Here is a 13,190-nt window from a genome sequence, read left to right as displayed (position 1 = left end):
GCCCAAACTTATCCGGTATTACAGGTGTGATTATTGTGTCATATTAATTTTTTTATTATAATTTTGAATAGCATTATATTAAGTAGTTGGAAAAATGGACACAGATCAATCAATGGAGGATGTGAGAGAATTGAAAGAATCTATTCAGTTGATAGAGAACGGTATGGAGGAATTATTCTACACGCTTATTGCGCAGAGGGTTAGAAGAAAATCAATTGAAGAAATTGTAGAAATCTCAGTTTTGGATTTTTTCAAAATAGGCAGAATTGCCTTTCATGGAAAGTCTTTTTTGAGGCGTGGACAGCCTGCTAATATTCCAGAGGAGGAAAAGAATATCTTGGAAGCAAGAAAGTGGTTTGTAAGTATTATGCGCTACATCCTTTTGAAAAATACATTTTCACTAAAGTTAAATTATCCATTCTATCACCCGAATATTGAACAGCGACACCGGGCTGATTTTTTGGGATCTATAAATCCAAAAACCCAGAAGGACTACGATAATCGTAAAGTCTTTCTGGGTCTCGGGCAACTAATTAAGAGGACTTGCCTGGAAGAGGGCGTATTTGACGAAAGAATTGATCAACTATAATTGCATCACAGCATTCCAGTTATTTTCCAAATAGTGTACAACTCCTTTACCCGGCTCATAGTCCGGGTATATTTTTTTGAAGTCTTCTGTGGCCGCGGCGTAAGTTTGGTTTTCAATTAAATCCATTTTAGCCATGTACGCAAGAGCAATGGACGGACCTCTCGAATGACCTTGATTACAGTGAATAAGAACCTCTTTCGTCTTGGATGATTTTTCAAGAAAACGAAACGCTGCGCGAAACATCGGATCCCCAAATTTCGGGCTGAGGGGGAATGCTGCGTCGATTATGTTGAGGTAAAGGTGATTGTCCTTCTCAGATACCAGATACTCTGGATGATCCTTGTCAAGATTACCTGTATATCCAACTCCTGCGCAGTGGCATGGAATCTTACATGCATGTATTACAGCAAAGTTTCCATCAACTACCGACCGGCAATCGTGCTCGGTCCCTACATTAATTCCTTCTGAAACATTAAGCATGGTTTTTAGTTTAAGTTAGTCCTCAAAATCATCATCATAAAATTCATCATCTTCAAATTCTTCCTCAAAGTCCAAATCCTCATCTAATGTTATATCGGAAGCCTTTAAACCTTTTGGGGGCTTCAATCCATTCTTGATTCTTTTTACAATAGGATCAGTCCAAGTTTTCGGAGGTCCACCAAATACTCCAAATACTTTGGAGAAGTTGTAAACAGCATCCGAAATATTTTTATCGTTTTCCTTTTCCGATTTATCGTCCCAAATATTTGAAGTAAGTCCATAAATACCTTGAGTGAGGCTCCAAGCTTGAACAATTACATCTGATCCAGGAATATCAAAAATTTCATCAGTCCACTGTTCGTTATCTATGGTTGATATCATATATTGAGCAACTTGAGAAAATAAACCTGGTGCGAGACCTGTACCATATCTCGCTACATCCCACATGAATTTCTCTTGGTAGTATCCTTCTTCCTTATCCTCTTCCCCAGCCAACCAGCCCCGCAATACACTAACTCCCATATTCGCAGAAGCCATCCACATAGTATTGATAAGTAAGTTAGAGACAAGAGCACCAGTCATTCTGTTTTGCAACAATTTTTTATCCGCTGCACTAGCAGTGTCCTTGTATTTATAATATTCGATAGTTGCACCGGATAATTGGTTCCATAACTTTTGAGTCTGACCACTATACATTGCAAGAACTTTATTACCGAATGAAGGATTTCGCTGCATCATGGTTAAATCAGCAGGATCACTCATCTGATTGGTGAGATATAGCGTTTCTGTGACAGCCTTGGCAATTTTATCCTGAATATGATCATCAGTTATAGATTCACCAGGCCTTAATTCGTCCAATGCTTGTTGTTCCGCAGCAACCTTATATCCAAGTATAACCGCGCGGTCCAATCTCCTTATATTAGCCATGCCGTATTCTTCAAACATAGAATCAAAATAATTCCAAATCTGTTTTACTCTCTTACGGCCGGCACTTGTAAATCTCAAAGAACCCAAATTTCCGGTTTCAGTGTACTGGCTTTGTCCGTAAATTGTGCGTTGAATAACAGTAGCCCAGCGTTTTCTGTGGTTATCCAATTTATCACCAGTCAGACCCTCTCCTAATAGATCGCGAATCAATCCAGCCTCAGCAGTATCGAAACCTCCTGGAATTTTCAATCCTTTGCCAGTTGCCTCAACAATAGTTCCTCCGGCAAGCCTGTCTGAGGTTGATCCTCTAAATGAAAGATTAGCCATGGTTGACCAAATTTTCCTGTTACCAAACATGTACTTGTTATCAATGTAGCCAAGTCCCATTGCTGAGAACCATGTTCCAATCTGTTTTGTGGAGATACCAAGGTTACTCCGGAATATATTACCTGTGTACTTATGCATCAGGTAAAGTAAGGGACGTAACACTTCCTCGTTTTTGGAAATATCAAATTGAGATTGGCGATAATTTTGAAGGTTTTCTATTGTTCCATTCAAAATATCATTCAATCTTGTCTTCATCTTTCCATCATAATCTGTAATAATGGACTGTTGGAGGTTTTTTAAGTTGTGAACCAATTTAGTGCTGCCCAAAATATGGCTCACCGATTCTTTGTAATAATCGAAGCTATCGAGTACATCACTTCCATAAATTGCATCTGGCCGTGCCGTTCTTTCGTTGAGCAATTTTGCATCTTCTAGGTTTGGCGAAAAAGCATTTACTCTGTTTTGAGCGCTTACATTCGAAACGGTTTGGATTGGCGAGTAGTCATTGATTACAACAAATGGAGTATCTGGATTTATCGATTCATCGTTTTCCTTTTGAATCATATCGCGAACAGCTTTGTCATTGAAGGCAGCACGAACCTTTTTATAAGCTGCACGAACGTCAGCTGGACCGCTGGACATAAGATAATCTTCCATTCGATCCATTTCAGATTGATGGAACAATCCATATTGTTTGCCATCTTTCACCAACTCCAATTCACCTTTTGAATTGGCTTCCATCATTACATCCTTTTTGAAATGTACACCTTTGTGAACAGATTCAACTTTACCTTCATTTTTCCAAAATAATGTTGAATCATCAGGATCAATATCGTACTGGCTATCAATAACAGCAGAAGTGTGGTTTTCGACTCTTTCCACTCCTGACGAATCTTTTACCTTTTTTGTATTATAGGCATCACCCATGCTACGTTGAGACTGGTGATTTGCAACTATATCCATCACCACCGAAATAGGCAAAGAAACATTCCTTGTTACTGAACTTCCCTTAGATCTGTCCCATTGAATCACACTTACTGGAAGTTTCTCAGCTGTTTCAAGCGTGCTGGCATCTTTGTGAATTGAGTATTTACCAAGATCACGGCGAACATCTTCATAAACCCTTCCCATAATATTCATGGCATGATTCCGGTTGTCAGATGCGGCTCGTTTCACATCATGGATAAGGGATTTCAATAACCCATCTTTACCATCTATGGTTTTAACGAAGGTTTCAATATTATTCAGCCGGTCAAAACCAGAATCAATCAACCATTGGGCCGCCTTATAAAAGACATTTCCTGTTGATCTTAGTTTTTCAAGCCATTGTTCAGTTTGAAGGATTGTCTCAGATACTCGTCCATGTTTGCCACTTTTCCCCTTCAAAGGAATAAGTACCATTTTACCATCACCCGTAAAGAAAGAATTATTTTCTTTTGAAATATCTCTGGTCCAAACATCGTCATTCCTTACCTGGGATTTTACACCTGTTATCGGATCAACAACCGTTTCAAATTTCGCACCGATATACTTCCATCCATATCGCTCAGCTATTTCATTAATAATTTTCTGATCGGCTTTCGAAAGTCCTTTTTCTACAATAGTTGTAGTCACCGCACCGCCGGTTACAGTTTTCTTTATCTTATCTTTTTCCAGTTTTCTGAAAACGCCAGCATTAATCAGCTCCTTTCTGGCAGCATTTTGTAATTCTGTGTTCGTTCCTATTGTTTCTCCGGATCCTGGAGCTGCAAATACAGTTGGCGTGTGGTGGAAAAGAATGTCTCCTATACCACTTGTGTTAGATTGTGAATCACTTTCAATATTTTGATTGTCAGGATCTGTATTACTAAAAAATGGTTCACCATTGTTTTTTAATGCACCTTCGAGTAACTTTGTCATAGATATAGATTCTGGATTATTAGTGGGCTGGCCTCCCGAAAGGGCGCCTTCCTTCCGGTTTTGATTCCGGCGTTCTAATTCAGGATCTATATCACTACTAGATATAGAGTTTGATGGCATTAGTGGGCTGGCAAGATTCGTTCTGTCTTCCTTCCGGTTTTGATTCCGGCGTTCTGCTATCAGCTCTATATCTTGTACTTCATAAGTATAAAATCTATCTCCTTCTTTCAGGACAGTCTTAACGGTGGTTTTTACTCGGTATATATCATCATTACTTTTTATCGCTCCGTATAGCCTTTGGATTAAAGGAATATTGCCGTCACCTGATCTATCTGCATACGATTCTCCCAGTACACTGTTTTGTAAAAGTTCAGGCAAAACACTTATGGAGTTAATATGAAGCTTATGGCTGACTGATTTTCCTAATGCGGATGCACTTAGTGACTTATCAATGCTGGTTCTACTGACGGTAATAATCTCTCCTGTGTCTTTATTACTAAATCCTTTACCGATTAGATTTTCCTTTGCAAAATCTTTTGCATCTGCAATGTTTTTAAAAGTGGTTTTTACTTCTAATACAGGAGTGTTTTTTGAAGACAAATTTTGCTCTAAACCTTTTTCGATTAAATTTTCACTCAAAATGTTTAGAATATCATCACTATTGATCTGTGATATTGTTTCACCAGAAAGCAATTCAGAAACAACACCACTGGTAAATTCGTCTAATGTAAGTTCTGCAATTTGCTGAGAAGTTAACTTTCTAAAACCAAGGTAATCTTTGATGTTGTCAAACAGCTGGAACATCCAATCTTTGAAAGATTTCTTTCTGGTTGGTGTAACAAAAGATTCTCCCTTATCACCAATAGCGGTAGCCAGAGCTTCGTCCAGTAATTGCTCCTGTGTAAGTCCCTGGTAATTTGGATCGTTTTGAAGTCTTTTGAAATATGAACTGTCCCGCACCAGAGCCATCCCTTTTGCATGTAGCTCAGGATTGTTCATCTTGGCCCACATATTCCAAATGTGCCCAAATTCGTGGATGGCTGTATTCGTATTAAGCGTTTCCGGATTCAGGTTAATGGATCCGTCCACTGGATTGATATAACCGTAAGGAAGATTATCCTTTGTGAATACCTGTCTGGCTGTTGGGATTGAATTCAAATTGTCCAGGTACTCCTGTTGAGTCTGGGCAATATTTACTTTTATTTTCGGGAAAGCCTTGGCAATCTGCGCTAATACACGTCTGGTGGTCTCAGGATCGGTCTGGCCGGCTGTCGTTCTTGAGAATGGAACATAATCAGGATCTTCATTGGATTTCCTGACGTTCTTTAAGAACTCATCTTCCTCAATATCATCGGGATTAGTGTTATTTTCATCCGGAACAAAGTCTGGATCAACTGCCTCTTCGGGCAATGCATTAAGTCTGTCAGTAAGTTCTTTCAGTCCTGGGTATGATAGGATTGTCTCTTCAATCGCATCTTTATAGTCAGATGTTTGAAACTGCTCTCCAAAGTTGGTTTCTTCCCAAAGTTTGTGAGCCAATTCATCAACAGTAAGGCCATAATCGGCAGTACTGGATACCATATTTTGACGTTCAGTATTACCAGTACCTTTGAAAAGTGTATTTACATCTTTGGTGTTTACTTGACCGTTGGAAACAAAATACTGGTAAACTTCTTCGTAAATATTGGCAGGGAATTTAGCAAGAGCTTGAAGTCTTTCTGGGTCTTTAATTTTTCGTTTATCCTTCCTGATTCCTTTTTGCTTGCTCTTTACCTCAGTAACTGGTTTTTCTAAATCTCCCTCAGTTTCCGCAGTTCGTTCCTGGCCATCACTGCCGTCATTGGGTTGTACATCAGTTTCTTCGTATAAGTTACTAATTGCTTTCTCTCTTTGTCCGTGGCCTTGTGCAAGTTCTCCAAGGCGTCCGATAATTGTGTCAGTGAGTCCGGTGACGCTTTCTGTGCTTTCATCGCTTTCCGATGTCTGCTCTGAACCATGTTCAGAAAGTCCAGATCCTCGTCGTACCTCTGCCTCTTTTGCCTCAATATCGCTAATAACCTCTCCGCGTTGTCTCTCTTCAGTGTATTCAGATTCGACTGAATATGGCTCTTCGGTAGAGTCGTCAGTTCCTTGTCCGTCAGTATCTTCATTTTTTGTTTGCTGATTTTCAGATGAAGTTAATTCTTCCGAATCATTTTTCAAATTTTCTTTTGAAGGTCTCAGTTCAGGTGCTTCTTGATACGATTTTTCATCAGCCAGAATTGTTAAATCCTTTTCTATTGCTGCAATCATATCGTCAATCTGACTCAGAGTATATTCTCGCTTGTTTGATTTTCTGGTTGATTGCCATTTTTTACGTAAACCAAGTAATTCGGATATTGCCGAATCGATCCTAACTGGATCAAGGTTTTGTTCTCCCTGTTCAATATATTCGATTGTTTCAATACTTGAATCAGATGCCGAATATTCATTCTCTACCGAAAATGGGCGGTTCAGTTTTTCTTGCTGAGCTAAGATTGTTCCTTCTTGCGGATCTACATCGCCTTGATCCTTAATTTCTGGTTGAGTCGATGATTGAGTATCTAATTGTGTACTTATCGGTGCCAAACCAACGGCAGCATTGAACTGATCTCTGGTCATTGGTAATATGCCTTCCGCAGCAGCTCCGGGCTGGCTTGCAATTTGATTGTAAAAATCAAGATTACTTCCCAATTGAGTTTCCAGATCGGCAGCCATAGCAGGGTCCGAACTGGCAGCAACAACAAACGCTTTTGTTTCGTCAATCAGATCGATTGAATCCAGAGACAAAGAGAATGGTTGGCTGATATCCCTTGCTGTCGTTGTAGCACCAGATTGTAAATTACTTGCAGTTTCTTTGAATAATCTCAAATCATCAATTGGCTTGATATCATACAGATCTCTTTCTACCGGTGTATAATCTTTCCCAGCAGACAGTTGCTGACTGACACTTACTTGATTAGGATTTGGTGTTACAATCAATTTCTTTACTGAATTGTTGTTTTCATCTTTAAAGACGACGGTACCATCCGATAAAGTAGTTTCAATGGTCGGCTCAAATTCACTTTCAGGAAAAAAATTGCTTGAAAGAAAATCACGACCAATTTTTTTTCTGGCATTGTCAGTGCTACTTATTTCCGGAATAGCCTGTTTAATTACATTTTCTGTGCTAAGAATATTGGCTTCAACTTCTTCCTGAGCTGCATACTTGCCGGATATGGTATTCATTTCACCAAGTCCGTCTGCCATTTGCGCTTTTGTAACTTCGAGCTTTGTTATGGCAACCGGCGATCCACCACTGGAAATAAGGTTGTCGATTTCAGATTGGATTTCACCAATCCCTGAAATTGCCTGAGTAATTGCACCAAGTTTCTCAGAGTTTTGATTTCTGGTATCTGTTACATGAAACATGGCTAACCGATCCTCTGCTGAGAAGCCAGGTAAATCTTTGAAATCGAAGAAAGTATCGTAAAGCTGTGAAGCTTTATTCTGAACTGCATTAAATTTCTCTTGATCAAACTGTCCCTGAGAATTATTGAACTGACCATTTCTGGTGGCGACTTCCATCAGTTTATTTACACGGGAACTGGTTTTTAATTCATCCAGTGTTATAGAAGGATTGGCAGTAAGTTGCTCTTTTATATCAGCATTGATGTATGCTCCAAGTGTTTCGTTGAGTTCTTTTGAATTCGGTGCAAACTGACCAATAACACCACCAAGAAAACCGCCGAGTAGTGCGCCGTAGGTTGCATTTCCAAGAGTCTCTAACGCATTCGTCTGGAATTGACCATTACCTTCAAGTGTTCCATCCGCTGTGGAAATTGCGTTATAGCCCCTTTGTCCTCCATAACTTGCCCATTCCTGCAAAAATTCGGTAGCCATTTCTGTTCCACCTGCTTGCGCAGCCTTCTTCATGCCATTTTTAACAACGGCTTTGTATGCAGCAACAGTACTTTTATCTTTCAGCTCATCAACTGTTTCTTTAAAAGTTTTTGTAACTACATCTTCAAAAACTTCACGCGTAATTCCTTTTTTTGCCAATTCAGAAATTGCTCTGGCACTTTTATCGGCAGCGACTCTTTTAATTACTTCTTTTCCTGCTTTTCCTTTCAGTGAGTTGAGTATCCCAATATCTCCAACCATTTCTAAGGCACCTTGTACTAGACTGGTTCCAGTTGAATAAGCGATAGCCTCCATGCCTGTAAGGCCGGCTTTGGATGCTTCATCGCTATTTTGAGAATACATCTGTGAGAAGTTCATCAAGAATCCTACTTTTTTGTTGGGAGCTAAAAGGCTTAACATACTTCCTAATCCACCTCCTACCCCAGCCATCCATTTCTTAGGATCACTATCAAAACTCAGTTCAAATTCCCCTTTTTCGTTTTCGAAAGAAATTGGATTCCGACTTGTTTCTTTATCAACTTCGGCTTTTATTCCATCAAAAAAAGCTGATATTTTTTTATCAGCTACCGCCTTTCTGACATTTGCAGTTTTGGCATTATTAAGCAATTCTTCATTTTCGCCGGGAATGAGTTCGCCTAATTTATCACCCGTGGTTGCAATATCTACAATAACTTTACCAGTCCCTTCTGCGAGATTGAGTATTGAATTGTACAGAGGAGCTAAAAATGCGCGTGTATACGAACTTCTATCCTCTTTTATTGTCGATACGTTTTTTGCAGGAGCCTGTTGTTGAATGGAAGGGTTTTCTGAAACTTCAACATTTTGAATTCTTGTTTCCCTTCGGTCAGAGATATCTTGCTGACGACTTTGAATAGATCGATTAACGTCATCAAGAATACTTTTGTATTTTGTTGTGCCGCCTACCTGATCAAACATTGTGAAGGCTTTTTGAATAGCATCTGCTTTGGTCTCACCACCAATCGAAATACGCTCATTCAATTCGCTTTGCCACTTCGCTGGGTCAATACCACGTTGGGACATTACTCTCTTAACATCATCAGGAACATTAACAGATTTAATGTTTCCAAAATAATCATATCCTTGACTTTCAGTTTGTTGTTTGCCCATTTTTAGTTTTCGTAATCCCAATCTGCAATTTCTACCGAGGGTGCTGAATTGAATATTTCATTTGTCTGTTTCTGGCCACCAATTTGTTTCGACAAGTCAAAATTTAACATTTCATTGTTCCAGATATCCGGAAGGCCGGTGTAGCCTTTGATTCTGTAAAATTCTACACCCTTTCCATTTTTATCCTTTTTGACTTCGGTTTTTAGTCCATTAACAGCATCCTTAGGAGCATCGTCTTTCCTAATGAGAACTTCGTAATACTTCCATGCTCTTTTGGGTGGACCGCCTTGTGTAGTGCTGGCAACTTTATCTCCACCATCCAGGTAGATATAGGGATCGCTTTTAATTACTGTATGTTTTATTTTGCCCAGATCTACATATTTTGGAGATCCATCGGTAGTGAGAATGCCAGGTATTTCACCAGTGTACCTTTTCTTTCCATTAACCACTCTTTCGGTTATTCCAACACTTTCGTTGGCAGCTTCACTACCTCTGGAGAAATCATACTTGGTCATTTTAATCGTTGCTTTGCCAGCATTCTTCTCAAAAAGATCAGATACTTTAATACCTAAATTTGGTATTGCCGAATCAATAATGTTTGTGGTTTTATCGAAACTTACTAATTCATTTACAGTTAAAGGATTACCCAAAGTTCTTTCATTGTAAGTCTTAGCATTATTGACCTTATCAGCTTCCTCATTCTGCGCTTTTGCGAGATTGGCGGCAGTGCTGGCAGCACGGCTTGCAATTGCTGATTCCTTGTCCATAACACCAAGATCAAACATTTGCTTATCTTCAATGGAGTACTTTTTGTATCCAACATTCTTATTTTTGTAATCCCGGAACCAGAGATCCTGTGCGGCTCTATCACCTTTTTCTGATCTCAAATAACCAAGAACATCCTCCGCAGGAACGGAAGCGAGTTGATCATACTTGCTTCCATAAGGATTGTCCAACTTTCCAAAATGGTCAATCACGCTGCTTTTGGGATCGTAACTACCATCAAAATTGAAGGTGGGCGCTGCACCGGAATAGTAATTCAACATTTCCTGTTCAGCTGTAACATAAGAACCATCTGGACCTAATTTCCCAATAAGGTTGTGGTTTTTCTTAATGGCTTCCTTTGCCATAGCGATCATTTCCTTATTCTGTTGGGCAGCATTGTATAGGTCGGATGATTGCAATTGTGATGTTGTATTTTGCAGCCAATTCATTCCTTCAACATCAATGAATTTCTGAGTATCACCATTGTATTCAGTTTCAATCCGCTTGGCAACTTCTTTCTCACGATCAAGAACCCAACTTTTTATTCTACGCTGGTCTGGACCTTCAAACGGAAGAGATTTCAACTGAGCCAACGTTTGTTGAGAAAGCTGAATTTTCCGTTCCTGTTCTTGCTGGTCAACTCTTGCCTGTTCAGTTAAAGCCATTGCATATTGCAACTCCCTGTCCTTCTGCGCCGACATTTGAGCATAAGAAGTAGGTGGAGCAAGCGCTCTCAACAATGATGAAGAATTGTTGTAATAACCTCCGATCGGCATGATATTATCTTGGTAATATGTTACTAAATCTGCTTTGCAACGGGTTGTTGGTTGTGGTCGACAAAGGAATTGAGCCTGGTGTTGCCGTTGCGGGAGTTGTAGGAACTATCAATGACTGTTTGAAATTTTCAGCCTGTAATTTCATCAACTCAGTATACCGCTTTTCACGCTCCAACTGTGCTGTTTGTAATTCATTGTACAATGTATCTGGCCCGTAAGATTCACGATACATTTGCTCTTGCCACATCTTCTGGCTTGCATCCTGCGCCATAGCAAGGCCGGCTTGCTTTGTCTCCATAGCATTGGCATAATCTTGCTGGAACATTTGCTGATCAATTCCCATATCAGTCATTACCATGTTCTGGTAACGTCCGAAGTTTTGGCGACGAAGAGCAACGTCCTGTTGTGCTGCCTTTAAATAGCTGTTGTCTAAATTCTGGGACAGACTATTCATGGAAGCGAGCACAGCACCTTGGTTTCCTCCATTGCCTACGACGCTACGAATTGTACCAACCCCCTGAGCATAGTTATTGACCAATCCTTGATTCACCGCAGCTTGCTCTTCCGGGCTGAATCCCTGATCTTTTTGTGAATACACCTCATTCCTCATTTTTTCGTACTCAGGTGTTGGAACCCATTTAGGAATGGGATTCGACGCGAGCAAAGCACCTGTAACACCAGTAAGTGCATTCAATCCCTGTCTAATATTACTCTGACGAGTAAAGCGATCATCCCTTGATTCTTGGTCAGTTTGATTCGACACAGGAAACGGGCTTTCTAACGTGGAAGCACTTTCACCACTTTTGTTCCATGCGGAAGCAAACGCGGACATATTATCATCATTTACTCCTCCCAAATCTTTTCCAGTTTTTGGATCAATGTTATTGAGAATCGTCAGTTTGCCTGTTTTCGGGTCAGTAATCGTGTTTACATCTACAGATGGGTCAACATATACTGCGTTTCCTTTTTTATCATAACCACCGATCTTCCTTAATGGCTGTATTTCAGGCAAGAACTTATCTAATCCAATTGACTTAACAATCTGTTGAGTGTCGCCGGATACGGGATCTTTGATGTCAATTCCTGAAACTGATATTTTTCTATAGTTATTAGGATCCTTGTTAAAGGCCTCGAATGACTTCAATACAGTTTCGTCAAGCTGGTCAAATTTTGCACCTGTTACGTTTCCAGATTTATCTTTCGTTACTCCATAAGTTGGCAACGTAGATAATTTCTTTTTTCTGGCCCAATCGTTGTACATCCTTTTGGCAGCAATCAGATCAGAGGTTGAAATTTCATCTTTATTGTAGGAAGTTCCCACCTGCATGGAGTCTGAAAAGACTTGTGGTGTATTTGATGGATTACTTTTCACTTCATCAGAACCTGACAAAGTAGAACTCTTATCTAATCTTCGTGCAGCTCTTCTATCTTGAATTGAAGTGTTAGGGATAATCACAGCACCACTTTGTTGACTTTCCTTAATAGTCGGTATTACAGGAGTTCTTGACGTTGATACGGTCTCTGTCTTTTTCGCAGAAGCTACAAACTCAATACTTTCTGGAAATGCACCATTACTAAATCCTGAGCTTTTGATTCCTGAATCACTTTTTGGTCTTATACCGTAATTGTTATTTTTCGGATTTCCAATTCTATAAGTGTCAAATTTGTCGGAAGTTATATTACTTAATTGCTTCTCTCTATTGGTTAATCCTGCTATTGATTTTTTTGCATCAAGTATTTTTTCAGATACTTTGTCTGTATCAGGTAAATTTAATAGCCAATTTTTTATTGGGGTATCTACATTTGCTCTATTAAATTGATCAGTAACATATTTTATACTTTTTGCTACATTTTCTTTCTCTTTCTCAATCTTTAAGAGCTCATTTTCTTTTAACTCTGCAATCTTTAGGAGCTTGATTTTTTCTGCACGTTGAGTTTCTGATATAGTCTCTGATTTATGGATTGATTCAGCCTCCTTTCTCAATCTTGCAGCATCATCCTTGCTCTTTTTTAATTTGGCTTCAAGTCCATTCAATAATTTAGTCAAATCCTCAGGTGAAGATTGCCCACCCTCCGCATAAGCCTGATAAGCCACATTCGACCTACCACCAAAATCAGCATGAGTGCCTAATTCTGCAAATACATGTTCACCAATCAGACGCTTCTTAGCTTCCACATCCCGGTCTGAGTGCATTACTCCTTTCAGAATAAGATTACTCTCCTGGTCAAGTATTCTTTCGCCGTAACGACCTTCACCCCACTTCATAACATTCAGAATATCAAACAAGCCAGTCTGGTACGCAAGTCCTTTATCAATCATGAAGTAGTCCTCAGTCTTGTCGCGCTTCCCGTACAATTTGTAATCCTTAGGATTTTCA

5 protein-coding genes are annotated in these 13,190 nt (G+C 39.6%); 1 reads left to right on the top strand and 4 read right to left on the bottom strand.

The window, feature by feature from the left end:
- Window positions 1-94 precede the first annotated feature (94 nt).
- Window positions 95-589, top strand: coding sequence for a hypothetical protein (locus LZG71_RS02580; protein ID WP_233816680.1), 495 nt, complete (start codon window positions 95-97; stop codon window positions 587-589).
- Here LZG71_RS02580 and LZG71_RS02575 read toward each other — a convergent pair.
- The 4 genes from LZG71_RS02575 to LZG71_RS02560 are packed head-to-tail and all read right to left on the bottom strand — an operon-like array spanning window position 584 to window position 13,132.
- A complete protein-coding gene (locus LZG71_RS02575) occupies window positions 584-1,069 on the bottom strand; it encodes a hypothetical protein (protein WP_233816678.1) in 486 nt (161 codons plus the stop codon). The two genes, LZG71_RS02580 and LZG71_RS02575, sit on opposite strands and share 6 nt — an antisense overlap.
- 15 nt (window positions 1,070-1,084) lie before the next feature.
- Complete coding sequence (locus LZG71_RS02570; protein WP_233816676.1) at window positions 1,085-9,271, bottom strand: hypothetical protein; 8,187 nt, start codon at window positions 9,269-9,271, stop codon at window positions 1,085-1,087.
- A gap of 2 nt (window positions 9,272-9,273) precedes the next feature.
- On the bottom strand, window positions 9,274-10,812 hold the full coding sequence (locus LZG71_RS02565) for a hypothetical protein (protein WP_233816673.1): 1,539 nt from the start codon (window positions 10,810-10,812) through the stop codon (window positions 9,274-9,276).
- A gap of 4 nt (window positions 10,813-10,816) precedes the next feature.
- A complete protein-coding gene (locus LZG71_RS02560) occupies window positions 10,817-13,132 on the bottom strand; it encodes a hypothetical protein (RefSeq protein WP_233816671.1) in 2,316 nt (771 codons plus the stop codon).
- Between the last annotated feature and the right edge of the window lie 58 nt (window positions 13,133-13,190).

Origin of the sequence: Dyadobacter sp. CY312, assembly GCF_021390535.1 — a bacterium.
Lineage (GTDB): Bacteria > Bacteroidota > Bacteroidia > Cytophagales > Spirosomataceae > Dyadobacter.
Note: the sequence above shows the minus strand (reverse complement) of the source record. Positions and strands in the feature narration are given on the sequence as shown.

Bases quoted from the DNA above. Each gene is read 5' to 3' on its own strand.
- LZG71_RS02580 (WP_233816680.1), top strand. From the start codon at position 95: ATGGACACAGATCAATCAATGGAGGATGTGAGAGAATTGAAAGAATCT.
- LZG71_RS02575 (WP_233816678.1), bottom strand. From the start codon at position 1,069: ATGCTTAATGTTTCAGAAGGAATTAATGTAGGGACCGAGCACGATTGC.
- LZG71_RS02570 (WP_233816676.1), bottom strand. From the start codon at position 9,271: ATGGGCAAACAACAAACTGAAAGTCAAGGATATGATTATTTTGGAAAC.
- LZG71_RS02565 (WP_233816673.1), bottom strand. From the start codon at position 10,812: ATGCCGATCGGAGGTTATTACAACAATTCTTCATCATTGTTGAGAGCG.
- LZG71_RS02560 (WP_233816671.1), bottom strand. From the start codon at position 13,132: ATGATTGATAAAGGACTTGCGTACCAGACTGGCTTGTTTGATATTCTG.